At 69.3% G+C, this 24,442-nt stretch carries 14 protein-coding genes and 2 tRNA genes; 7 read left to right on the top strand and 9 right to left on the bottom strand.

Annotated elements, in window-relative coordinates; all coding sequences use genetic code 11:
* Positions 1-17 precede the first annotated feature (17 nt).
* The 7 genes from fadJ to FL311_RS01005 form a co-directional block, all read right to left on the bottom strand.
* A complete protein-coding gene (gene fadJ / locus FL311_RS00975) occupies positions 18-2,249 on the bottom strand; it encodes a fatty acid oxidation complex subunit alpha FadJ (RefSeq protein WP_141322910.1) in 2,232 nt (743 codons plus the stop codon).
* Positions 2,249-3,550 (bottom strand): acetyl-CoA C-acyltransferase FadI, encoded by a 1,302-nt coding sequence (gene fadI / locus FL311_RS00980; RefSeq protein WP_141322911.1) that lies wholly within the window; start codon positions 3,548-3,550, stop codon positions 2,249-2,251. Before fadI ends, fadJ begins: the two co-directional genes overlap by 1 nt.
* 205 nt (positions 3,551-3,755) lie before the next feature.
* On the bottom strand, positions 3,756-5,246 hold the full coding sequence (locus FL311_RS00985) for a hypothetical protein (protein ID WP_141322912.1): 1,491 nt from the start codon (positions 5,244-5,246) through the stop codon (positions 3,756-3,758).
* Positions 5,247-5,491: 245 nt separating this feature from the next.
* Positions 5,492-6,538 carry a uroporphyrinogen decarboxylase gene (gene hemE / locus FL311_RS00990; RefSeq protein ID WP_141322913.1) on the bottom strand — a complete coding sequence of 349 codons (1,047 nt, stop codon included), beginning with the start codon at positions 6,536-6,538 and terminating at the stop codon, positions 5,492-5,494.
* 13 nt (positions 6,539-6,551) lie between these two features.
* On the bottom strand, positions 6,552-9,074 hold the full coding sequence (locus FL311_RS00995) for an alpha-amylase family glycosyl hydrolase (RefSeq protein ID WP_141322914.1): 2,523 nt from the start codon (positions 9,072-9,074) through the stop codon (positions 6,552-6,554).
* On the bottom strand, positions 9,065-10,564 hold the full coding sequence (locus FL311_RS01000; RefSeq protein ID WP_141322915.1) for a carbohydrate porin: 1,500 nt from the start codon (positions 10,562-10,564) through the stop codon (positions 9,065-9,067). The genes FL311_RS00995 and FL311_RS01000 overlap by 10 nt, the downstream gene beginning before the upstream one ends.
* A gap of 39 nt (positions 10,565-10,603) precedes the next feature.
* On the bottom strand, positions 10,604-13,012 hold the full coding sequence (locus tag FL311_RS01005; protein WP_141322916.1) for a glycogen-debranching protein: 2,409 nt from the start codon (positions 13,010-13,012) through the stop codon (positions 10,604-10,606).
* A 268-nt stretch (positions 13,013-13,280) separates the two neighbouring features.
* Between FL311_RS01005 and FL311_RS01010 the strand changes: the two genes are divergently transcribed.
* From FL311_RS01010 to FL311_RS01040, 7 genes are all read left to right on the top strand, one after another.
* The gene (locus FL311_RS01010) at positions 13,281-14,372 is read left to right on the top strand and encodes an ABC transporter ATP-binding protein (RefSeq protein WP_141322917.1); all 1,092 of its coding nucleotides are present in this window, start codon (positions 13,281-13,283) and stop codon (positions 14,370-14,372) included.
* Positions 14,369-16,543 (top strand): extracellular solute-binding protein, encoded by a 2,175-nt coding sequence (locus tag FL311_RS01015; protein WP_141322918.1) that lies wholly within the window; start codon positions 14,369-14,371, stop codon positions 16,541-16,543. Before FL311_RS01010 ends, FL311_RS01015 begins: the two co-directional genes overlap by 4 nt.
* Positions 16,543-17,391 carry a sugar ABC transporter permease gene (locus FL311_RS01020; RefSeq protein WP_141322919.1) on the top strand — a complete coding sequence of 283 codons (849 nt, stop codon included), beginning with the start codon at positions 16,543-16,545 and terminating at the stop codon, positions 17,389-17,391. The genes FL311_RS01015 and FL311_RS01020 overlap by 1 nt, the downstream gene beginning before the upstream one ends.
* Before the next feature lie 6 nt (positions 17,392-17,397).
* On the top strand, positions 17,398-20,703 hold the full coding sequence (locus tag FL311_RS01025) for an IPT/TIG domain-containing protein (protein ID WP_141322920.1): 3,306 nt from the start codon (positions 17,398-17,400) through the stop codon (positions 20,701-20,703).
* Positions 20,704-20,844: 141 nt separating this feature from the next.
* Positions 20,845-20,916 (top strand) — tRNA-Val (locus tag FL311_RS01030).
* A 7-nt stretch (positions 20,917-20,923) separates the two neighbouring features.
* Positions 20,924-21,000: transfer RNA gene (locus FL311_RS01035), tRNA-Asp, on the top strand.
* A gap of 672 nt (positions 21,001-21,672) precedes the next feature.
* Positions 21,673-22,224, top strand: coding sequence for a cell wall protein (locus tag FL311_RS01040; protein ID WP_228556606.1), 552 nt, complete (start codon positions 21,673-21,675; stop codon positions 22,222-22,224).
* Positions 22,225-22,440: 216 nt separating this feature from the next.
* Here FL311_RS01040 and FL311_RS01045 read toward each other — a convergent pair whose 3' ends face one another.
* Both FL311_RS01045 and FL311_RS01050 read right to left on the bottom strand, forming a co-directional pair.
* The gene (locus FL311_RS01045; protein ID WP_141322921.1) at positions 22,441-22,671 is read right to left on the bottom strand and encodes a hypothetical protein; all 231 of its coding nucleotides are present in this window, start codon (positions 22,669-22,671) and stop codon (positions 22,441-22,443) included.
* Between the two features lie 172 nt (positions 22,672-22,843).
* On the bottom strand, positions 22,844-24,232 hold the full coding sequence (locus FL311_RS01050) for a hypothetical protein (protein ID WP_141322922.1): 1,389 nt from the start codon (positions 24,230-24,232) through the stop codon (positions 22,844-22,846).
* Positions 24,233-24,442 lie beyond the last annotated feature (210 nt).

The following is a 24,442-nucleotide window of genomic DNA, read 5'->3' on the forward strand; positions in this document are numbered from 1 at the left end:
CGGCGGGACCCCACGCCTCAGCGCGGGTAGAACGTCTTGCCTTCCTTGACCATCTCCACCAGGAGCGGCGCGGGCGTGAAGCGCTCCCCCAGCTTGTCCTGGTAGTGCTCCAGCTTGCGCAGCACCTCCGAGAGCCCCCGCGCGTCCGCGTAGTGGAACGGACCGCCGAGGAACGGCGGGAAGCCCAGGCCAAAGATGGCCCCCACGTCGCCGTCGCGCGCGCTGCGGAGGATGCCCTCGCCCAGGCAGCGGATGGCCTCGTTCACCATCTGCAGCACCAGCCGCTCCGCCATCTCCGAGGCGTCGAAGCCCTTGCGCTCCTTGCCGTGCGGCAACAGGCCGTAAACGGTGGGGTCCACCTCTTTCTTCTTTCCGTTCTCGTAGAGGTAGAAGCCCTTCTGGCTCTTGCGGCCCAGCCGGCCGTCGGCCACCACGCCGTCCAGCGCCTTGGGCGCCACCATGCGCTTGCCGAAGGCCGCCTCCATCATGGGGCTGACCTTGTGGGCCACGTCGATGCCCACCTCGTCCAGCAGCGTCATCGGCCCCACCGGGAAGCCGAACTCCACCAGCGCCTTGTCCAGGGCGGCGATGTCCGCGCCCTCGGCCAGCAGGTACGCGGCCTCGTTCAGGTACGGCGCGAGTATGCGCGAGGTGTAGAAGCCCGGCCCGTCGTTGACGACGATGACCGTCTTGCCCTGCTTGCGCCCCACCTCCACGCACGTGGCCGTCACCTGGTCCGCCGTGCCCGCGTGGGTGATGATCTCCAAGAGCGGCATCTTGTTGACCGGGCTGAAGTAATGCATGCCGATGACCTGGGCGGGCCGCTTGCTGCCCTTGGCCAGCTCCGTAATCGGGATGCTGGAGGTGTTGGACGCGAAGATGGCGTCGGGGCCGGTGACGGCCTCCACCTCCGCGAGGATGCGGTGCTTGAGCTTCAGGTCCTCGAACACCGCCTCGATGACCAGGTCCGCCGACTTGAAGCCGCTGTAGTCGGTGCCCGCGGTGATTCGCGCCTGCTTCGCCGCCGCCTCGCGCCAGGTGAGCGAGCGCCTCTTCACGCGCTCGTCCAGGATGCCCTGCACCTGCTTGAGCGCGCGCGCCACGCCCGCGTCGTCCTTGTCCTTCACGCGCACCTGCGCGCCCTGCAGCACGCCGGCCACGTAGGCGATGCCGCCGCCCATCAGCCCGCCGCCCAGCACCGCGACCTTCTTCACCTCGCGCGGCTTCACGCTCGCGTCCGACGTGCCGTTCTCCTTCTTCAGCGCCGTCGTCGCGAAGAACACCTCCACCAGCCGCTTGGAGACGTCCGACATCACCAGCTCGCCGAACGCCTTCGCCTCGGCCGCCAGCCCCGCCTCGCGCCCGGACTCCAGGCCCGTGCGCACCACCCGCAGGGCCTTCTCCGGAGCGGGGTACTTGCCGCGCGTCTTCTTGAGCAGCTGCTTCCGGGCCGCATCGAAGAGGACCTTGCGCCCCAGCGGGTTGTCCTCCAGCGCCACCTCCGCCCACAGCTCCTTGTTCGCCAGCCCCTGGAAGAAGCCCGCGAGCCCCTTCTTCTGCCCCACCGACTTCAGGCCCTGGCCGTGCGCGCGCACCGGCTTGAGCGTGCCCGCCGCCAGTTCCCTCGCGCGCCGCACCGCGATGGCGCGCAGGATGGGCACCGGCACCACCTCGTCGACGATGCCCAGCTTGCGGGCCTTCGCCGGCTTGACGTTCTTGCCCGTGAGGATGAGGTCCAGCGCCGCCTGCGCACCGATGAGCGCGGGCAGCCGCTGCGTCCCGCCCGCGCCCGGAATCAGGCCCAGCTGCACCTCCGGAAGACCGAGCGTCGTCTTCGGGCTGTCCGTGGCGATGCGGTAGTGGCACGCCAGCGCCCACTCCAGCCCGCCGCCCAGACACGCGCCGTGGATGGCAGCCACGACAGGCTTGGGGAAGGCCTCCAGCCGGTCGAACCCCGCCTGCCCCTGCTGGCTCATCGCGGTGGCCTCCTCCGCCGTCTTCAGCGTCTGGAGGTAGTCAATCTTCGCCCCTGCGACGAAGCTGTCCTTCTTGCCGGAGATGAACACCAGGGCCTTCACGTCGGCCTCGCGCTCCGCCTCCTCCAGCAGCCGGGAGAACGCCGCGCCCACCTCCGGGCTCAGCGTGTTCACGGCGGAGTCCGGCAGGTCGAACGTGACGACGGCGACGCCGTCCTCGACCTGGAGGGAGAAGCCCTGCTTCGCCTGAAGCTCTTCGAGTTGGATGGCCATCACGCACGCTCCAGGACCACCACGCCGCCCAGGCCGCTGGCGGCGCAGACGGTGCACATCACCGTGTTCTTGTTCCGACGCTTCAGCTCGTTGAGGGCCTGCGTGACGATGCGCGCCCCCGTCGCCCCGAAGGGATGACCGATGGCGATGGAGCCGCCCGTCACGTTCAGCCGCTCGCGGTCCACCTCCCCCACCGGCTCCGCCCAGCCCGCCTTCTTCGCGAAGCTCTTCGACGCCAGCGCCTGGAGGTTGCTCGCCACCTGCGCGGCGAACGCCTCGTGCATCTCGACGAGGTCGATGTCCGACAGCTTCAGCCCCGCGCGCGCCAGCGCCGTGGGCACCGCGTACACCGGGCCCTGCAGCAGCTGGTCGCCCGGGTCCGTGGCCGCGTACGCATACGAGCGCAGGTAGCCCAGCGGCTCGTACCCCAGCTCCCGCGCCCGCTCCTCGCTCATCAGCAGCAGCGCCGCCGCGCCGTCCGTCAGCGGCGACGCGTTGCCCGCCGTCACCGTGCCGTACTTCCGGTCGAACACCGGCTTGAGCTTGCCCAGCGCCTCCAGGCTGGTGTCCTCGCGGATGATGTTGTCGCGCGTGGCCGTCTGCTCGTACTTCGGCGGCACCGACACGTGCATCACCTCGTCGTCGAAGCGGCCGTCCTTCCACGCCGCCGCCGCGTTCTTGTGCGACGAGAGCGCGATGCGGTCCTGCTCCTCGCGGGAGATGCCGTTCTCCTTCGCCATCTTCTCCGCGCTCTCCCCCATGGACAGGCCCGTGGAGTACTCGGCGATGGCGGGCGGCACGGGCACCAAATCTTGCGCCTTGAGCTTCTGGAAGGGCTTGAGCTTCTCGCCCAGCGAGCGCCCCTTGGACGCCGCCGCCAGCGCGTGCGCCAGGGGCCGGCTGGTGAACACCGGCGGGTCCGACATCGCCTCGGTGCCTCCGGCGATGGCCACGTCCGAGTAGCCCAGCGCAATCGCGTTGCCCGCCGTCGTCAGCGCCTGGATGGACGTCGCGCACGCGCGCGTCACCGTGGCCGCTTCAATCTGGAGCGGCAGCCCCGCCGCGATGACCACCTCGCGCGCGATGGACGGCCCCGTCAGCGTCGGAATCACCTGCCCGAAGACGAGCTGGTCGATGACGTTCGGGTCCAGGTCCGAGCGCTGCACCAGCTCCTGGACCACCATCCGTCCCAGGTCCAGCGCGGTGAGCCCGGAGAACACCGTGCCCGCCTTCACGAACGGCGTCCGCAGCCCCCGGACGATGGCCACCCTCCGGTGACTGTTGCGCTTCTGGCTTGCCATGTGTGCCTCACCCTCCTGGACGTCGAGTGGGGCACTTCTAATGAGCGCTGATGCGGCGCGTCAACCCTCTGTTGACTCAAGAGTCAATCCGCGAGCACTTGGCGCGCGCTCCCTCCTCCGGCGAGGGAGCCACGGGGCGGAGGGGGTGAGTCCTCCGCCCCGTGTGCTTCAGTCGTCCCTCACTCACGCGAGGGATACGCCTTCGCTACTTCTTTCCGTCGGCCTGCGGTCCCAGGACGATGTCGAAGCGGACACCGCCCGCCTCCTCGACCTTGTCGGGCTGCTCGGGGCTGGCCGAGTGCTGCACCACCTCGACGGCGAAGCGGCCCTGCTCCACGGCGGTGCCCTGCGAGACGAAGCGCACGTTGACGTGGTGCGCGCCGTCCGGGTCCAGCCACAGGCCGTCCAGCCGGGCGCCCTGTGGATTGACGATGCGCACGGTCTGCTCGCCCACCACCTCGAAGCCCTGGCCCTCGTGGCCCCAGCGGTCCCACAGCTCGGAGGGCAGCGTGACGAGCACCTGTCCACGCTCCAGGAAGGACGGCAGGTCCACGTCGCCGTTGCGGATCTCCAGGTGCGCCAGGCTCGGCCTGTCGCGCAGCAGGTTGCGCACGCGGAAGTCGAAGTCACGCACGGGCGCGAAGGGCGACAGGTTGACGACGTTCACGTTCTTCCACGCCAGGTTGTTGTTCCAGCGCGTGTTGTTGAGCGTGTTGGAGTTGGTCGCCTCCACCAGCGTCATCGGGTCCTGCGAGGACACCCAGCGCGTCAGCAGGCAGTAGTGGCCCGGCGCGGGCACGCCATTCCACGGCACCATCACCTCCACGTTGGCGCCCGGGGCGATGCTGCCCACGGAGATGGAGCCGATGGGCGCCCAGTCCATGGGCCACAGCGCCGCGCCACCCGAGCCCGTGTAGTAGACGTGCAGCGTGCCGCTGGCCGTGTTGCCCACGGGCACGAGCGGGCCGTTGTTGCGCAGCGTGACGTAGACGTAGTTCGTCTGGCCGAACTCCGGGTTCTGGTGGCCCACGCAGCCGGCGTTCTGGCACACGCGGATGTCCGGGCTCACCCAGATGGGGTCCACCGTCGGCGTGTTGCCGAAGTCGCCGCCGTTGTCCTTCGAGTACACGTCCACGCGGCACTGCGTGACGACGAGCGTGACGAAGTCCACCGCCGAGTCATCCTGGGCGAAGACATCCACGAAGCCCTGCGCGTTGAGGGTGGGGATGAGGTTCACGCCGCCGGGCAGCGCGGCCAGGTTCAGCGAGACGGTGCCGGAGCCGTAGAGCGGGATGCCCAGGCTCGCCAGCGACGCGCCCCAGCCCGTGGCCAGCTGAGTGCCCGCGGGGCCCATGAAGAGCAGGCCCATGGAGTCGTTGGTGTCACCGTTGCGCACCACCATGCGCAGCGTGGCGCCGCAGATGGGGCCCAGCCGGCGCAGGTTGGTGAAGGTGGTGGCGAACCACCGGTCGATGCTCATGTCGTCGAACGGACGCGAGCCGGGATAGGTGTAGTTCGCGGCGATGTAGTTGAGCATGCCCGTGCTGGGCGACACCGGCTCGGTCGGCGCGGCGAAGTTGTCCGCGATGCCGTGGGTGAAGGTCTGCGCGCGCGCGGCGCCGCCCCAGGTGACAGCCAGGAGGGCGAGCATGCTGAAGACGGTGCTGAAGTGGACTCGGGGATGAGGCGAAGACATGGAGTTCCTCGGGGTGTGGCGGGTTCGGCCGCGCCAGGCCACGTCGGAGAACTCCAGGTCGAGAAGAAGGAAGGGCGCGCCGCGGCCGGCCACTGAGCAACCGCCATGCCCTCCCGTCCGTCAGAGGATGACGCGCCGCTCGAGGACCTCGCGGCGAGACATTCCACGCCACAGTCCGAGCGAACTGTGGCGTGTCCGGTTACGTCCGCGCGCGTGGAGGAACCACGCCGACGTGCGGGAAACCGCTACGGCTTGAGCGTGCCCTGACGCAGCGCCGTGCCCAGTCGGTGCACGGCCTCGACGGCGAACTTCGCGGCCTCCGGGTCCGTGGGCGGGAGGATGCCGTGGCCCAGGTTGAAGATGTGCCCCACGGGCCCCGCGCGCAGGAGGATGTCCTTCACGCGGCCCTCCAGCTCCTCGCGCGGCAGGAACAGGTGCAAGGGGTCCAGGTTGCCCTGCACGGCGACGTCCGGACCCAGCACCTTGCGGCCCTCGTCCATGGGCAGCGTCCAGTCCAGGCCCACCACGTCCGCGCCCGTGCGCTTGAGCAGCGGCAGGTGCGTGGACATGCCCACGCCGAAGACGATGACGGGCACGCCCGTGGCCTTCAGCTCCGACACCATGCGCGTCAGGTACGGCAGACAGAAGCGCTCGTAGTCCCACGGCGACAGCTCGCCGCCCCACGAGTCGAAGATTTGAACGATGCTCGCCCCCGCCTCCACCTGCATCTTGAGGTACGGGATGAGCGTGTCGGTGAGCTTGCCGAACAGGCGGTGCGCCAGCTCCGGCTGCTCGAACATCAGCCGCTTGATGAGGATGTAGCTCTTGGAGCCGCCGCCCTCCACCATGTACGCGGCCAGCGTGAAGGGCGCGCCCGCGAAGCCGATGACGGGCACCGAGTCGTTGAGCGCCTTGCGCGTGCGGCGGATGGCCTCCGCCACGAAGCCCGTGCCCTCCACGGGGTCCGGCACGCCCAGCTTGTCGATGTCCGCCGCGGTGCGCACGGGCGTCGGGAAGTGCGGCCCCTTGTCCCCCAGCTCCAGGTGGATGCCCATGGCCTCCACGGGGATGAGGATGTCGGAGAAGATGATGGCCGCGTCCACGCCCAGCCGCGTCACCGGCTGCACCGTGACTTCGGCGGCCAGGTCCGGATGCTTGCACAGGTCCAGGAAGGCGATGTTGCCGCGGATGGCCCGGTACTCGGGCAGGTAGCGGCCAGCCTGGCGCATGAGCCACACGGGCGTGGTGTCGGTGGGCTGGCGGCGCGCGGCGCGGAGGAGTCGGTCGTTCACGTCAGGCTCTCATTCAATCGATGCACGCATCGTGCATCGCCAGGGGGCAGCGCAGGAGGAAGGGTCCCGGGTCGTCGGAGCGATTCTCCCAGGTCACTCGCACCCGCAGGGGGTCTTCGGCGCGCGCGTCGCCATAGTTGTGGTCGGGGACGAACAGGAGGCGGTTGCGGCCGCCCTCCCAGGAGAACTTCCCCGAGCCCTGGTCCCGGACGAGCTTGTACTCGAAGACCCCACCCACGGGCAGGGAGAGTGTGATGACGCCGTCTCGCGGACCCAGCGAGCGCTCGGGCCGCCAGTCGCCCAGCTCCGGGCCGCCGCCCACCACCCGCACGGTGGGGTCCTCAGTCTCCAACACCACCGTGCGCCGGGCGCCCTCACCCCGCCATTGCCGGCGCGCCAGCTCCGCCAGGGCCGCGTAGCGACCCGCCTCGGGAGGCTTCAGCGACACCACCGTCACCTGGTTCGGCAGCATCAGGACAAGGGAGTACTCGGACGAGGCGGGGAGGAACACGAGCTCGCGCGGCATCATGGGCTGGTCGAGCGCGGGCAGGTGAACGGAATAATGGTAGACGGAGTACCGGGTCGTGTTCAGCTCGTGCGGCAGGAACACGTAGCGGGCCTTCGTCCCGGTGTTGATGCCGATGAAGACGGCCTCATCCGGCGTCACGCGCGCGTAGGCGAAGAGGTCCTCCCGGGCGGCGAGCACCATCGTCTCGCCACGCTGGAGGGCCTCGCTGCCCCGTCGCAACTCCAGGAGCTGGGTGATCCACGCGCGCAGCGGATGGTCCGGCGTGAAGCGCATGTCGCCCCGGTTCTCCGGCTCCTTGGCGCCGGTGAGCCCCTCTTCGACTCCGTACGTCAGCGACGGCACGCCGCGCGCCAGCAGTTGCATCGCCAGCGCCCGCTTCACCTTCTCCACGTCCCCGCCGCACTCGCTCATCACCCGGGGCAGGTCGTGGTTGTCCAGGAGCGTCACCAGCGACTGCGGTGACGAATGGAAGCGGTCATTGAACAGGATGGCCCCCAGGTGCGCCGGCGAGCGCCCCCGGCAGAAGACATCCACCAGACCGAAGGCCAGCGGGAAGTCGAACATCGTCCCGAAGCGGCCCTCCTTCCTCACCCGCGCCAGCAGCACCGGGTCGCCGTCGAGCAGCTCGCCCAGCAGCAGGAAGTCCTTGCCCGCGTGCGCGCGCAGGTCGTCGTTGTAGCGGGCCCAGAAGTCCATGGGCAGGTGCTTGACGGCGTCCAGCCGGAAGCCCGCGGGCTTCACGGTGTCCACCCACTTCAGCGAGTGCGAGAGCAGGTGCTGGTAGACCTCCTCCTGCTCCACCGCCAGGTCCGGCAGCCCGTGCACGTCGCGCATCACCAGCTCGCGCGAGTCGCTCCAGTTCTCGATGGGCCCCAGCCCGTGGAACCACTTCGGCTGCTCGCGCGTGAGCCGAGTCTCCGGGCCCACGTGGTTGAGCACCACGTCCAGCACCAGGCGCATGTCGCGGCGGCGCAGCTCCGCGGACAGCTCCTTCAGCAGGGCCTCGTCACCGAAGCGCGGCTCCACCCGGCCGAAGTCCTCCACCCAGTAGCCGTGGAAGGCGCCGTATCCGTAGAACTTGTCGGTCCGCATCTGGAAGACGGGTGAAAGCCACACCGTGCGGACACCGAGCGCCTTGAGCCCGTCCAGTCGGTCGATGACGCCACGCAGGTCTCCGCCGTGAAAGGCCTGCGCGTCCTTCGCATCCACCACCCCGTCGTTCTTCACGTCCCCGTTGGCGAAGCGGTCCACCATCACGAAGTAGATGGCGTCCCCTTCCGGCGGCGTCCACTCACCCCGGTACGGCTTGGGCTCGGGCCGCTGCTCGGGCTTCGGCGGCGGAGGCGGCTCGGTGGGCGTGCTCGTGCCCGGCTCGATTCCCTCTCCGGCGGGCGCCGACAGACCGGGCACCAGTCCCGGGCCACCGTCCGTGGACGGCACCAGCATGGGCGAGGCGAGGAACGAGTCGAACAGCGCGCCCGCCTGCCCCGAAATCTGCCGGGCCACCTCCAGCTGCGCGTCATCCTCGCGCTGCTGGTCGAACTGGAGCGCGGCGCCGTAGTCCGTCGAGTCGCTCGTGGCCTCCAGCGAGGACGTGGCGCGGTTGGCCGTGGTCTTCACGTACACGTCCCACGAGAAGCGCCCGCCCACCTGCCCGAAGAACGTCACCCGCGTCTCCACCAGGAGCAGCAGCGGCGCGTCTCCGGCGCGGGCCTTGAGCATCGCGAAGCGGCGCTGCGTGTCCGTCACCTTCGCGAACTCGGCGGCGTACTCGTCGTAGGGAACCTCACGCGCCTGGAGGTTTCTCTTGGCCAGCACCTCCGCCACGCGCTGACGCACGCCCTCCGGCACGTTGGCCACCGCGCCGCGCCGCGCGTCGTCGCGGATGTACGCCACCGCCACCACGGTCCCTTCCGGCGCCAGCACCGGAGGCCCCTGCCGCTTCAGGCAGCCCGAGGCCACCAGCGCGAGGACGAGGGACCACAACCACCGCTGTCTCAGAACCATCCTTCGGCCTCGATGGCGACCACCGAGTGCCAGTGGCGCTCGGGGCCGACGTACTGGTTGTACTGGTTCAGGCTGTCCACGAACGAGTTGCCGAACGCCGCGTGCTGCGACGAGTACTGCAAGCCGTACAACAGGCGCAGGCTGGGGCGCGCGTAGATGCCGCGGCCGGTGGGGTTGAGCACCACGCCCACCTTGCCCTGCCACGTGTCGCGCGTGTCGCTGTCGCCGAACTCCAGGCCGCGCGCGTCGGGGATGCCGCGCGTGCTGGTGAACACCGAGTCCACGTGGTTGCGGTACGCGTTGCCGTTCTGGCTCTTCTCGCGAGCGATGCTCGTCTCCATCAGGAGGTGCACGCGCTCGGTGAGGAAGTACTGAAGGCGCACCACCGTGGACGCGATGATGCGGTCGTCGTCGCCCGGCTTGATGGCGTTGTCGTTGTTGTAGGCGTAGCCCAGCCACACGCCCCACAGCGCCTCGAGCTTGTCGGGGATGAGCTTGATGTACGCCTCGTTGCCGAGCGACGCCTCGTAGCGCTCGTCGGTCTGGTCCGCGATGAACACCGTCCAGTCGCGGTTGCGGTAGCGCTCCGTGTACGCCTGGTCCGGGTGCTTCTTCTCGAACGTGAGGTAGAGGTTGTCCCAGATGAGCGGCCCCAGCCCGCCGAAGCCCACGTAGCCGATGGCGCGGTAGGACAGCGCGCTCCTGGGCGCCAGGTCCGGCACCAGGTAGTCCTCCAGGCCCGGGTTGGCCTCGAAGTAGCGCTGGACCACCTCCCGGCGCACGTAGTCCTCGTAGTTGACGTACTCCGAGCGGTAGAGCGCGTTGCGGTTGCCCCGCACCTTGGGCTCGTAGCCCAGCTGGCCGCGCAGGCCGACCTCCAGGTGCCCGGGAATCAGCCGGTAGCGGAAGGACGCGGCGCCCGTGAGCACCGTGTTGTACTTCTGGGGCCTGAGCGTGTAGCCGCTGTCACCCACCGCGAGCAGCACGTCGTAGCGGTCGCCCTGGTACGTGCCCGACAGGCCCACCGTGTCCCAGAGCAGCGTCGCCGGACGCTGGTCGTAGATGTGCAAGTCATTCCAGCGGTCCTCGAGCGTGCCCAGCTGCCACGTCACGCGGTCCAGCAGGATGTTGCCCGCGCGCACGAAGAGGTAGTCGGCGCGGAAGTTGAGGAACGAGCCGTTGCCCGGGTCCGCGGAGCGGAACGAGGTGCCGGAGAAGCGCGAGTGCACCTCCGCCCAGACCTCGTCGGAGCCCGGCGCGGCCTGGAGCACGTCCAGGCGCAGGTTGAGCTCACCGTAGGGGCTCTCGTTGAGGAGCCGGCCGTAGAGCCAGTAGTAGCCCAGCTGGCCGGAGCCGCCCGAGAAGTCCGGGCGGGTCATGATGCGGAAGTAGCCCGCGGCGCCGAAGCGGTCCCTCGTGGCGTCGGCCAGGGTGACGAGCGGGATGAGGAGCAACAGGAGGGCGCCGAGGCGCGCTGGCAGGACTCGCATGGACGGGCCCCGCTTATAGCGCACCTCGCCTGCCTGCCCCTACTCCGCGCGCAGGACGACGATGGTCCGCTCCGGCACCCCGTAGGTCGCCCCCGTCACCGGGGACGGCGCGTCCAGCCACGAGTTGCCCGTGGCCCTCGGGTCCAGGCCCGTGGCGGACAGGTACTCGGGGCTGTCGAAGTACGCCTGCGTGTCGATGAGCCGCTTCCACTGACGCCCGGGCGGCAGGGTGAACTCCACCGCGCGCGGCTCCATGTTGATGAGCACCACCAGCTCCGGGCCGTGCGTCGTGTCCGGGTAGTGCATCATCAGCTGCTTGGTGTCCCAGCCCACCTCCTCGCTGTTCTGTGCGCTCTTCCACACCAGCGGCGAGCCCTTCTCGTAGTCGGGCGGCGCGAAGGCGTAGGCGTGCTCCTTGCGCAGGCGGATGGCGGCCTTGACGAACTCGTACATCCGGTGGCGCTCGTCGCGCGCGAGGTACGCGCCCCACTGGTACCAGTTGAAGGGGTTGTCCGCGCGCGTGGAGTAGGCGTTGTTGTTGCCCAGCTGCGTGCGCATCCACTCGTCGCCGCCGAGAATCATCGGCGTGCCGTGGCTGACCATCATCGCCATGAAGGCGTTGCGCATCATCTGCCGGCGCATGCTCTCCGCGCGCGCGTCGCCGATGGGGCCCCAGTTGCGCGAGCGGTTGTGGTCCTCGCCGCTGACCTTGTCGCAGAAGGGGCTGTTGGGCGTGTCACAGCACACCGGGTTCAGCGGCCCGCACTTGTTCTGCTTCACCTCGTACGCGAACAAGTCGTAGAGCGTGAAGCCGTCGTGCACGGTGATGAAGTTCATCGAGTGGTACGGCCGGCGCCCGTTGCGCACGTACCACTCCTTGCTGCCGTACATCAGGAAGGCGCCGTCCGCGGAGCCGGGGCGCCCGCACAGCGAGCCCTCGTTGGAGTTGAGCTTCCAGTCGTCGCGGTTGATGAACGCGCGCCACCAGTCGCGGAAGCGGCCGTTCCACTCGTACCAGCCGTTGCCCGGCTGGGTGAGCGAGTTGGGGAACTCGCCCATGGGCATGCAGTACCAGCCGCCCGCGCTCCAGGGCTCCGCGATGATGCGGGTGTTGTACTTCTGGAGCACCGGGTCGTCGATGATCTCCTGCAGCACCGTGTTCTTCGGGTCGTCCCAGCGGTTGTAGTCCTGATCTCTCTCGCCGAGGATGGGCGCCAGGTCGAAGCGGAAGCCGTCCACGTGCAGCTCTTCGACGTAGAAGCGCAGGCTGTCGATGATGAGCTTGCGCATGGGGCGGTGGTTGGGCCGCGTCTGGTTGCCCACGCCCGTGTTGTTCCAGTACGTGCGCCGGTCGCCGTTGAGCCCGTAGTACGCCTGGTTGTCGATTCCGCGGAATGAGTACAGGCCCGCGACCTCCGCCGGGTCCAGCGAGTCCAGCGGCTCACCGGGCAGCACGTCGTCGGACTCCAGCTTCTCGCGCCACAGCCCGCCCTCGCCGGTGTGGTTGTAGACGACGTCGACGATGACCTCGATGTCGCGCTTGTGCAGCTCCTCCACCATCCACTTGAACTCGTCGATGACCTGGTGGGGCAGCTTGTGCGCGGCGTAGGAGACCTCCGGCGCGAAGAAGTTGATGGTCTGGTAGCCCCAGTAGCCGCCATCCAGCGGCTTCTCGTGGATGGGGAGCAGCTCCACGGCGGTGATGCCCAGGTCCTTGAAGTAGTCGGCCTTCTCGCCCATGCCCCGGTAGGTGCCCGGGAAGCGCACGCCGCTTGCGGGGTCCGCGGTGAAGCCCTTGGCGTGGACCTCGTAGACGATGAGGTCCTGCCACTTGTGGCCCGCCCACTGCTCGTCCTCGCGGTTGGCGCGATACTGCCGCTCCAGCTCGCCCCACTGGTAGCCGCTCTGCACCAGCACGCTCTTGGCGGAGGCCGCGTACGTCACCTCGTTGCGCGCGGGGCCGCTGGCGGTGCTGCCCTTGCTCCAGTCGTGGTCGCGGTGCAGCGCCTTCGAGTACGGGTCCGTCAAGAGCTTGTTCGGGTTGAAGCGGTTGCCATACACATCCGCGTCCGCGCGGAAGCCGTGGATGGAGCCGGGGAACCAGCGCGGGTCGAACTCCCAGTTGGGCCCCCAGGCTCGGAAGCCGTAGTGCTGGCCCAGGCCCACGCCCTCCACGTAGACGTTCCACACGTCCCCATAGCGGGTGAGCGGATAGGTGCGCGAGGGCGAGTTCACCTCCGGGTCGTCGAACAGGAGCAGCTCGATGCGCGTCGCGTTCTCCGAGTAGAGGGCGAAGTTGACCCCCTGATCCACGAAGGTGGCGCCCATGTGCTTCAGGGACTCCACGTCCTCCACCGTGTAGCTCGGGGCGCGCGCCTCGCTGTGATACAGCCGGACGTAGTCGCTCTCGCTGCACCCGAGGGTGAACAGCAGCGAGACCAGGGTCATGCCCCTCGGAAGGGACCAGCGGGGAGTGCTCATGCGGTGGGGTAGACCTCGACGAACCAGGTGCCGGCTTCCATAACAAGCGACTTCCAGGGCTGACAAGGCGGCCAGCCCCGCCCCGTCCCCCTCCGGGCATTGGTACGGACACCGGAAACTTCCGGATGACTTCCGTCGAGAATAACGCACTGCGCCCAACCGGGGAGGTTTGGGGAAAGCGCGAGGCTCCGGGTAATGTGCGCGGCCGTTCTCCCCCCATTTTTCCGAGAGCGTCTTGTCCGAAGTCACCCTGAACGGCATCAAGAAGTCGTTTGGCTCCAACCTCATCGTGAAGGGCGTGGACCTTCAGGTGGGACAGGGCGAGTTCCTGGTCATGGTGGGCCCGTCCGGCTGCGGGAAGACGACGCTCCTGCGGCTCATCGCGGGGCTGGAGCAGGTGGACGCGGGCGAGGTGAGCATCGGCGGCAAGCGGGTCAACGACGTGCCGCCACGAGATCGTGACGTGGCGATGGTGTTCCAGTCGTACGCGCTCTACCCGCACATGACGGTGCGCGAGAACCTGGCCTTCGGCCTGACGCTGCGAAAGCTCCCCCAGGCGGAGATCGACTCGCGCGTGGCGGAGGTCGCCTCGATGCTGGAGTTGGGGCACCTGCTGGAGCGCAAGCCCAAGGCACTGTCGGGTGGACAACGTCAGCGCGTGGCCATGGGCCGCGCCATCGTCCGGCGTCCCCAGGTGTTCCTCTTCGACGAGCCCCTGTCCAACCTGGACACGGCGCTGCGCGTGCAGATGCGCGGGGAGCTGGCGCGGCTGCACCGCCGGCTGGGCGCGACGATGATCTACGTCACGCACGACCAGGTGGAGGCGATGACGCTGGCCACCCGGGTGGCCGTCTTCAACGGCGGCGTGTTGCAGCAGGTGGGCCCGCCGCTGGAGCTCTACAACCGCCCGGCCAACCGGTTCGTGGCGGGCTTCCTGGGCTCGCCGTCGATGAACTTCCTGGAGGCCCGGCGCGACGGCGGAAGCCTCGTGGGCAAGGGCTTCACCCTGCTGAGCCCTCAAGACTTGCCACAAGAAGGTGGTGAGCGGGTGCTGGTGGGCCTGCGGCCCCAGGACCTGCGCGTGGCGGCGCTGGGGCCCCTGTCCGGCACGGTGGACGCGGTGGAGCGGCTGGGGTTCGACGGTTACGCCTTCGTCACGACGGAGGCGGGGCATGTGGCCGCGCGCTTCGACAAGGGCACCCACGTCTCGGTGGGGGACAAGGTGGCGCTCGCGCCGGTCGCGGACGCGCTGCATGTCTTCAGTGAGGACGGCGCGGTGGCCCTGCGCCATCCCACCCAGCGCGAGACGCTGGAGGTGGCGTCTTGAAGAGACTCTGCGCCCTGGTACTGCTCGCGGCGGCCTGGTGCGCGCGCGCAGCGGAAGGCCCGGCGCCCCTCAAGCTGTGGCACGCGTACCGGGGCGGCGAGGAGACAGCGCTGCTCGAGGCGACGAACCTCTACACGAAACAGACGGGCGTGCGGGTGGACCTGCTCGCCCTGCCCTATGACGCGTACGCGGCCAAGCTGACCAACGCCATTCCCCATGGCGCGGGCCCGGACGTCTTCATCTTCAACCACGAGCGGCTGCGCAACTTCCACTCGCAGAACCTGGTGGCGCCCACGGCGGGCGCCTTCCAGCGCGAGGACTACTTCTCCAACACGGTGGAGGCGCTGGAGGTGGATGGCCAGGTGTACGGCTATCCGATGTCGCTCAAGTCGCTGGCGCTCTACGTCAACACGAAGCTGGTCCCCCGGCCGCCCGCGACGACGGCGGAGCTGCTGGCGCTGTTGCCCACGCTGTCCAACTCCGCGCAAGGGCGCTTCGGCCTGGCGTACGAGAGCGGGGACTTCTACTTCCACGCGCCCTTCCTCTTCGGCTTCGACGGCAAGCTCTTCGACGAGGCGGGCAAGGCGAGCTTCGACACGCCGGGCATGGCGCACTCGCTGGCGTTCGTGAAGAAGCTCCAGGACGAGAAGCTGATGCCCCAGGAGGTGAGCGGGGCGCTGGTGAAGACGCTCTTCAACGACGGCCGGGCGGCGATGATCATCAGCGGCCCCTGGTTCGCGGGGGAGATTGCCCCGTCGGTGTCCTACCGCGTGGTGGCGCTGCCCACGGTGAGCGAGACGGGCACGCCCCTGCGTCCCTTCCTCGGCGTGGAGGCCGCGTTCGTCTCGGCCCGCACGGAGCAGGCGCCGCGGGCACACGAGCTGGCGCGCTTCCTGTCGCTGGGCGAGGCGTCTCGGGTGCGCACCACGGTGGGCCGGCAGATTCCGGCGGACGTGCAGGCGTACCAGCTCCCGGAGGTGAAGGACGACACGCTCATCTCCTCGTTCCGCGAGGCGGCGGTGAACGCCACGCCCATGCCCAACACGCTGGAGATGGCCCGCGTGTGGGAGCCGATGAAGCTCACCCTGCGCGCGGTGCTCCAGGGTGGCGCCCAGCCCGAGGACGCGGGCGCGCTGGCGGACCGCCGCTACCGCGCGCTGCACCGCGAGCGTCCCCCCGAGGCGAACCCCGTGCCCTGGCTGGGGCTCGCGGGCGTCATGGCGCTGGGCGGCACCGCGTGGGTGCTGCGCCGGCCCGCGCCGGGGATGACCTTCCGGCAGCGCTACCCGGACGTGGCCCGCGCGGCGAGGTACGTGGCGCCCGCGGCCGTGGGCCTGCTGGTGCTGGTGTTCATCCCGTTCTCGGTGGGCCTGGGCCTGTCGCTGTTCCACCACGACGCGGGCCAGTACACCTTCGTGGGCCTGGCCAACTTCGTCGACATCCTGGCCAGCCGTGGCTACAGCATCACCGAGCCGCTCTCGTTCTACTTCACGCTGGTGGTGACGCTGGTGTGGGCGGCGGTGAACGTGGTGCTGCACGTGAGCATCGGCCTGGGGCTGGCGCTGCTGCTCAAGGACCCGCTGCTCAAGCTGCGCGGCGTCTACCGCGTGCTGCTCATCATCCCGTGGGCGGTGCCCAACTACATCACCGCGCTGATGTGGAAGGGCATGTTCCACCAGCAGTTCGGGGCCATCAACGGGCTGCTCGTGGCGCTGGGGCTGGAGCCGGTGAGCTGGTTCACGCGCTTCTCCACCGCGTTCGCGGCCAACGTGGCCACCAACACGTGGCTGGGCTTCCCCTTCATGATGGTGGTGGCGCTGGGCGCGCTGCAGTCGATTCCCCCGGAGCTCTACGAGGCCGCGGAGGTGGACGGGGCCAGCCGCTGGACGCAGTTCCGGCACATCACCCTGCCCCTGCTCAAGCCCGCCATGCTGCCCGCGGTCATCCTGGGCAGCGTGTGGACGTTCAACATGTTCAACATCATCTACCTGGTGTCCGGAGGCGAGCCGGGCGGCGCCACCGACATCCTGGTCTCCGAGGCGTTCCGCTGGGCCTTCCAGCGCAACGAGCAGTACGGCTTCGCCGCCGCGTACTCGGTGCTCATCTTCGTGGTGCTCCTGGGCTGGTCGGTCTTCACCAAGCGGCTGATGCGCACCGAGGAGGCGGCGTGATGAAGAAGCCCTCGGGCCTGAAGATGGCCTTCATCCACGCCGGGCTGAGCCTGATGTGCATGGTGACGCTCTACCCGGTGCTCTGGGTGGTGAAGATGGCGCTGTCGCCGTCGGACGGCCTGTCGCTCACGGCCAACCCCTTCCCGGACGCGGTGACGTTCGACCACTTCCGGGAGGTGCTCCTGAGCACGGACGTGCAGGGCCGGTGGGTGTTCGGCCGGCAGGTGCTCTCCAGCATCATCGTGTCCGGCGCGACGACGGTGGTGGGGCTGACGCTGGCGGTGACGGCGGCGTACGCGCTGTCGCGCTTCCGCTTCCCGGGGAAGGAGGGCGGCATGCAGGCGCTGCTCATCACCCAGATGTTCCCGGCGACGCTGATGCTGGTGCCCATCTACAGCATCCTGCAGAAGCTGCGGCTGCTCGACAGCCTCACCGGGCTGGTGCTGGTGTACGCCACCACCGCCCTGCCCTTCTGCATCTGGATGTTGAAGGGCTATTTCGACACGCTGCCGCGCGAGCTGGAGGAAGCGGCGGTGATGGACGGGGCCTCGCCCCTCCAGGTGTTCCTCCGTGTGGTGCTGCCGCTGGCCCGCCCCGCGCTGGCCGTGACGGCGCTGTTCTCCTTCATGACGGCGTGGAACGAGTTCGTCCTCGCCGCCACGCTGATAAACGACCCGACCCGCTTCACCCTGCCCGTCGCCCTCCAGCGGTACGTGGGCGAGTACAAGGTGGAGTGGGGCAAGTTCGCCGCCTGCGCGCTCGTCGTGTCCGCGCCGGTCATGGCGTTGTTCTTCGCTCTCCAGAAGCACCTCGTCGGCGGGTTGACCGCTGGCGGCGTCAAGGGGTGATGGCCGATGTCCCGTTGTCTGCGGTCCCTTCTTCTCGTGTTGCCGTTGCTCGCCGTGGCCTGTGGTGATGACAAGGAGGGCAACCAGCCCTCCGAGCAGACCGCGCCCACCGTGAGGGAAATCACCCCCTCGGGCGGTCCCATCGCGGGCAACACGCTCATCAATGTCTACGGGTCCGGCTTCAAGGACGGCGCGAAGCTCTACCTCGGCGAGCAGGAAGCCCTGCGCGTGGTGGTGGTCAACGCGTTCCGCATCTATGGCTACTCGCCCACGGCGACCACCGCGCAGGTGGACGTGCGGGTGGTGAACCCCGACGGCGCCTACGGCGTGCTGGTGAAGGGCTTCACCTACGAGGGCCCGCCGGGCAGGAACATCGACCAGGCGGAGGTCATCAACGGCAACACGGAGGCGGTCAGCGGCGGCCAGCCGGTGGGCGTGCTGGTGCGCGGCGCCATCACGGTGGCGGGCCTGACGCGCGGCGTGGGCCAGGGCGGCGGGGTGCGCGCGCAGGTGGGCTTCGCGCCCGCGGACTCGGCGCTGCTCCAGCAGGACAGCTATACCTGGGAGGAGGCCACGTACGAGGGCGACTCCGACAGCGGCGAGGCGGACATCTACAAGGGCAACGTGCTGTTGCAGCCGGCCATCGGCGGGGAGAGCCGCGAGTGGGTCATCACGATGCGCTTCTCCATCGACGGCGGCACCACGTGGGTGATGGCGGACGGCGACGGCCTGGCCAACGGCGTGGCGCCGAACATGCTGCGCCGGGTGTTCATCTCCCGGCCGCGCGTGGACTACTGCAAGCTGGGCCCGGACGGGAACCGCGCCAACCCGGAGCTGTTCTACCGCCCCACGGACACCACGCTGCTCAAGGTGCAGGGCCAGGTGTACGCGGCGGGCATCACCCAGGGCGCCGGCGCGGGCTCGGGGCTGGTGGCGCAGCTGGGCTACGGCCCGGTGGACAGCGACCCTCGTGACTCCGCGGCGTGGACGTGGATTCCGGCCGTCTACAAGGCCGAGCACGGCAACAACGACGAGTGGGAGGCGGAGCTGCCCAACCCCGGCACCGAGGGCCAGTACAAGCTCGCCTTCCGCTTCAGCATCAGTGAGAACGCCTGGCGTGTCTGTGACGCGGACGGCGTCAACGACAGCGCCGAGGGTGAGCTGTCGTTCAGCCTGGCCAAGCTGGGCACGCTCACCGTGGGCACCGAGGCGCCCAAGCCGCCGGTGGGCTGGTGCAAGATTGGCGAGGACCAGAAGGACCCCGAGGCCATCAACTACCAGACCACGCAGACGTCGGGCTTCAAGACCGTCTACGCGCAGGTCTACATGGCGGGGGTGACGGACAAGGTGGGCGCGGGCCCGGGCCTGTCCGGGCAGCTCGGCTGGGGTCCCGCGGGCGAGGACCCGCGCACCTCGCCGCTGTGGAACTGGTCCACGGCGCTCGCGTTCAACAAGGACAACTTCCAGGTCAACGACGAGTGGAAGGCCACGCTGCCCAACCCGGGCACCAACGGCGAGTACCGCTACGCGGTGCGCTTCAGCGGCAACGGCGGCCCGGTGCGCGTGTGCGACGGCAACGGCGTGGATGACGGCGGCCAGGAGTTCGAGCTGGACAAGCTGGGCCAGCTCACCGTCACCGGCGAGGTGGTGGTGCCCAAGGTCATCGGCTTCTGCAAGCTGGGCCCGGCGGACAATCAGACCCCGGAGACGGTGACGTACGCGTCGGACGCCGCGGGCACCCGCAAGGTGCTGGCGCAGGTGTTCGTGCAGGGCGTGACGCAGGGCGCGGGCGCGGGCGCGGGCATCGTGGGGCAGCTCGGCTGGGGGCCCGCGGGCGAGAACCCAGCCACGTCCGCACAGTGGAACTGGGCGACGACGGCCACCTACAAGGACGAGTCCGGCAACAACGACCAGTTCGAGACCACCCTGCCCAATCCGGGTGCGGTGGGCAGCTACCGCTTCGCCTACCGCTTCAAGGTGAACGACGGCGCGTACCTGCTGTGCGACTCGGACGGCAACAGCGGCGGGGCCACGGGCTTCGACCCGGAGAAGACGGGCACGCTCACCGTGAGCGCGGCGCAGGACATCTCCGTGGACTGGTGCAAGCTGGGCGGCGAGTCCAACGAGCCTCCCCCCAACGAGGTGTACCAGGTGGGCCAGGCGCCCATCGACATCTACGCCCAGGTCTACATGGAGGGCGTCACCCCGGGCACGGGCGCCGGCGCGGGCATCCAGGGCGAGGTGGGCTACGGCCCGGAGACGGACGAGCCGACTGCGGCCAGCTGGCAGTGGACCACCACGGGGGTGGCGTTCAACCGTGAGTCCGGCGGCGGCAACAACGACGAGTGGAAGGCCGCGCTGCCCAACCCGGGCACGGTGGGCCGCTACAAGTTCGCCGTCCGCTTCAACGTGAACGGCGGCGCGTACCGCTACTGCGACGCGGACGGGCTCGACAACGGCTTTACGCTCGAGCAGGCCGGCACGCTGACGGTGCAGGCGCCGACGGCGGCGGACTTCTGCCGGCTGCAGAGCGTGAGCGGGACGACGGTGGGCAGCGGCGACGCCGTCACCGTGACGGGCCGGGTGCGCCTCGCGGGCGTCACCAACGGCGCGGGCGCGGGCACGGGGCTCCAGGTGCAGGTAGGCCTGGGCAACGCGGACGTGGACGCCTCCGCCACCCCCGCGGCCTTCACCTGGAAGCCCGCGGCGTACGCCCGCGAGGCCGAGGGCGAGGCGGACACAGACGAGTTCACCGCGGAGCTGCGGCCGGCCTACACCACGGCCCGGGCGGTCAGCCTGCGCTACAGCACGGACGGCTCGGCCTGGACGTACTGCGACAAGGACGGCAGCGACGTGGGCGGCTACAGCCAGGGCCAGCAGCACGCCCTGACCGTGGGCAACCACTCCGGCATCGACTACTGCCGTCTGCAGTGGCCCCGGAAGCTCAGCGACCTGTCGGGCAGCCGGACCATGTACGGGTTCATCTACGAGGACGGCGTCACCAACGCCCCGCCCCCGGCCACCACCCTGACGGCGGAGCTGGGCCACGGCCCCAAGGACCAGGACCCGGGCGTGAGCACCGCCTGGACCTGGGTCGCCGGCACGGTGAACAACGACGAAGGCGGTGACGACGAGTACAAGGCCGACCTCCCGGCCAACGCGGCGCTGAACCACGGCTACGTGTGGCGCTTCCGCGTGGCCACCAGCCCCTACTGCTATGGGGACTGGCAGCCGGACGGCGCCCCAGGCGGCTCGAGCAACGGCGTGGCCCCCGAGGACCTGGGCACCGTCGACGTCGCGCCCGCTCCCTAGGCGGATGACTCACCGACCGCACGGGCGATTTCACGCTCCGCGCGGTCGGTGACGGAATGATCAGGACCTTCGAAACGTATGCTTGACAGTGGAGGGAGCCCTTTATAAAAGCCCCCCCGTCGCAACGCGGAACACGCCCTCGGGCGGATAGCTCAGCGGCAGAGCGTCGCCCTTACAAGGCGAGGGTCACAGGTTCAATCCCTGTTCCGCCCATAGTTGTGGGGAGTTAGTTCAGTTGGTTAGAACGCCGGCCTGTCACGCCGGAGGCCACGGGTTCAAGTCCCGTACTCCTCGCCAAAAAGAAGGCCCCCAAGTCCTAGTGACTTGGGGGCCTTCGCCTTTTCGGGCTCCCGACATCGCGACGCACTCCGCTCCAACCGCGTCGATGGCCGCGCGGCTCGGATGTGGTGGCGGAGCAGCTCGACGACGAACCGCCAGCGGCTCCACGGTGGCTCGCGGGCCGATGGACTCTCGCGACGAGCTGCACGCTCACGGCAACCCAGTCCAGCCCCAGGCGCATCACGGTTCCCACGTTCGACCGGAGGCCCGCGGCCTGCCCGACCACCACGGAGGCTGCCCATGCAGCCACGGGACGAGTGTGGCGCGCAGCCGCCGACAGTGGCCGTGGCCTCGGTGTTCGCCGTCAATCGGGACAGCGACGTCGCCACTGCATAGGCATTGAAACGCGAGCGTCCGCGTTACATCGATACCCGCGTGTACCGAGACGGCGCTTCGACAGCAGTGCTCAGCACCCTCGAGCAGCGTGAAGTCAGCTCGACGGCTCGCCCGGAGTGCCCGCCAGTGAGCGGTGAACATTCACGTATAGTCGAACCACCTGAGCCGTGCTACGCCAGCCACGACATGCCTAGAGCCCGTCGCGTTTCCCCCTCCCCCCGAAACACCCGCTCTCAGCCCGCGCGCGGCGTTCCCTCGGCGACGCCGTCCCTGGATGAGGCCTTCCAGTCCATCGTGCAGGGCGCCGTGCAGGAGTCGTTCGCCTCGCTGGTGGCCTCGCTGCGCCGCCTGTCCGAGCGCATGAGCGGGCAACCCATCACCACGCCGCGCGCGGCCCCCAAGGCCCCTGTCGCGCCCCAGCCTCCTCCCAAGGTCGAGGCCGTCGTCGAGCAGCCCGTCGCCTGCGCCGTCATCGGCTGTCGCCAGCCAGTCCGTACGCTCGGCTACTGCTCCGCGCACTACCAGAAGCGTCGCCAGATGATTGCGACGGGCCGGCTGCACTCCGCCTGGGTGGAGCATGCCGCGCCGCACTCGCTGCCAGATGTCATCCTGTCGCGCCGCCGTCGCTCGGAGTCGCGCGAGGAGAAGCCCACTCCCGCGGCCGCTCCCGCCGCTCCCGCGGGCCCGCGCGTCTGGGTTCGCAAGAAGGGCCAGACGGCCGCCCAAGGCGACGACTCCACCAATCCTGCCACGCTGGCCGCGGCCCTGCGCGCGTCTGACGGCGACGCGGCGGACACGGTGAAGCGCTGGGCCGAGGAGTTCCTGGCGAACAAGCGTCGCAATTAGTCACACGGACGCACGAAGGCCCCGTGCTCACCCGGAGGAATGCGTCCCTCGCTTCGCGAGTCGAGACGCTCCGAAGGAAGCGCGGGGCCTCACACCACCGGGCACAGTCCCGGGGGACACCCACGGCGACTTCCCAACCACAGCCAAGACAGACACGGTCGACCGCCCATCCCCGGGGGCCCGGCCCCGGAAACGAGCATCAACCCAGCTCCAGGCTCAGGGACAGGAGAAGGACTCTTCGATCCACTCCCCGCACACGCTCTTGCGGCACAGCGTGTAGTTGCACGCGCCACCCAGGTAGCCACAACAGGCGACGTCCGCGTCCGCCGTGCCAGAACACGTCACCCGCCTGGCGTCCTTGTAGGTCTCCGGCGACGTGTTGTCGTCGCACGAGTCCGAGTCACTGCCACATCCCGCCAGCACCAGCAGCGGGACCGCCCACAGCATGCAAATGAGTCTTCGCATGCTTCGCATTGGAACATGTCGACGGCGCGGAGCGCCAGCGAACCTGGGTGAAGGCTGACCACTCCTTGCGCCACGAAACCATTTCTTGTGTCTCGTTTTCAGAGAACACAGTGCATCGGCCATTCGTGCGCACCGCGCCTGGCTCGAAAGCCTGTCAGAAGCGGGCCTGGAGCATCACCGTCGCCCCCCACGCGCTCGCCTTGATGAAGACGGGCTCCGCCACCCCCGTCACGTCGTCTCGGAACTCCGTCTGGTTGGGGTCATTCATATAGGAGATTTCGCCCACGACGCCGGCCACGCGGCCCAGGTCCCATCTCGCAGTGGCCTTCAGGGTAAGAACCCTGGCGCGGTCCTCGCCGACCGGCAGCACCTGGAACTGGTTGCGTCCCTGGACAATGAAGACCCGGTCCACCCCCAGCGCCTCGGCGGAGCTGAACGCCGCCGGCAAGGAGACACGCGCCAGCAGGCCGGGCGTCAGGCCCCAGTCTGACAGGTGGTAGTCGACGCCCAGCGAGCCGGAGACCTCGACGCGAGGGTCCGCGTCGCGCGGGAAGGCCATGAACGGAGGGAAGCCCGGCCCATCCAGTTGGAGGAAGCTCGCCGTCCGGAAGAAGGCCAGGGCATGGACACGCCACGCTCCCAGCCGCAGCCGCCCGTCCAGGGCCGCCGCCTGGGACGTCTCGGCGAGCTTGCCGAAGCCTCCGGCCGGGTTCTCCAGGTCCTGGGAGATCAGGCTGCCCTCCAGCGAGAGCGACGCGGAGCCCCCCGTCGAGGACGCCGCGGGCGTGAAGAACCGCTCGAAGAAGGTGGGGTCCCCCCGGAAGAGCGACAGGTCCACGTTGTCGCCGATGGGCTCGCCCCGGCTCCAGAACACCCGAGCGGAGCCACCGCGCAGGATGACCGACAGCTCACGTCCCATGTTGGCCAGCCCGGGACTGTCCCCCCGGTCGACGTACATCCCCTCCAGCTCCACCCGCAGCCCGGGCGCGAGCTCGACCTGGCCGCCCGCGAGCACCGCGTAGTGCCGCGCCCGCTCCAGCTCCCACGTCGTCAACTCCGCGGACTTGAGCGCCACGAAGGCCGCCCAGCGCTGACGCACGAGCCGCAGCTCCACCGCGGGCTCGCTGCTGCTGTCACCGGAGGGAAAGACGTCCCGCCCCCACGTCACCGGGTAGACGGAGCCCAGGTACACCCGCGTGGAGCTCAGCGGAAAGACACTCAGCGCCAGGCTCTCGTCGGCGGCCCAGGCGGCGGGACGGTAGCGCAGCCGGAAGTTGCTCCCATTGTCCGCGAAGCTCACGCCCTGCGCGTTGTTGGCGTTCACGAAGAACGACAGCTCCGCCTCCGCGCGCAGCCCCGCCGTCAGCTCCGGCGAGCGCGCATCCAGCGCCGCGTTCCAGCTGGTCGTGGAGCCCGAACGGTCCACGTTCGGGTCACTCGCCAGGAAGGACAGACGGGCCTGCCACGAGGACGCCTCCGGGGTTGACTCGGACACCTGGGGCACGGTCGACAACAGGGACAGCAGCAAGAGCGAAGGAGCCATGGCGCGCCGCCTCTATCACGCGCGACAGGCCTTGTCCTTTCGCGGTGCGGAATCCACCGCGCTCGCGCGCTTTCGCTTCGCGAAACAATCCCAGCCATGTTTCGCGAAGCGGAACAAATCATGAAATAAATGAACAGTTAGAAAAATCAGATAGACACGACTCCAAATGCGCCGCTTTGATTCCGGATGGGACGCCCGCGCCTGGCTTGC

It is taken from the genome of Myxococcus sp. AB025B, assembly GCF_006518215.1.
Taxonomy (GTDB): domain Bacteria; phylum Myxococcota; class Myxococcia; order Myxococcales; family Myxococcaceae; genus Myxococcus; species Myxococcus fulvus.

Bases quoted from the DNA above. Each gene is read 5' to 3' on its own strand.
- fadJ (WP_141322910.1), bottom strand. From the start codon at position 2,249: ATGGCCATCCAACTCGAAGAGCTTCAGGCGAAGCAGGGCTTCTCCCTC.
- fadI (WP_141322911.1), bottom strand. From the start codon at position 3,550: ATGGCAAGCCAGAAGCGCAACAGTCACCGGAGGGTGGCCATCGTCCGG.
- FL311_RS00985 (WP_141322912.1), bottom strand. From the start codon at position 5,246: ATGTCTTCGCCTCATCCCCGAGTCCACTTCAGCACCGTCTTCAGCATG.
- FL311_RS00995 (WP_141322914.1), bottom strand. From the start codon at position 9,074: ATGGTTCTGAGACAGCGGTGGTTGTGGTCCCTCGTCCTCGCGCTGGTG.
- FL311_RS01000 (WP_141322915.1), bottom strand. From the start codon at position 10,564: ATGCGAGTCCTGCCAGCGCGCCTCGGCGCCCTCCTGTTGCTCCTCATC.
- FL311_RS01005 (WP_141322916.1), bottom strand. From the start codon at position 13,012: ATGACCCTGGTCTCGCTGCTGTTCACCCTCGGGTGCAGCGAGAGCGAC.
- FL311_RS01020 (WP_141322919.1), top strand. From the start codon at position 16,543: ATGAAGAAGCCCTCGGGCCTGAAGATGGCCTTCATCCACGCCGGGCTG.
- FL311_RS01025 (WP_141322920.1), top strand. From the start codon at position 17,398: ATGTCCCGTTGTCTGCGGTCCCTTCTTCTCGTGTTGCCGTTGCTCGCC.
- FL311_RS01045 (WP_141322921.1), bottom strand. From the start codon at position 22,671: ATGCTGTGGGCGGTCCCGCTGCTGGTGCTGGCGGGATGTGGCAGTGAC.
- FL311_RS01050 (WP_141322922.1), bottom strand. From the start codon at position 24,232: ATGGCTCCTTCGCTCTTGCTGCTGTCCCTGTTGTCGACCGTGCCCCAG.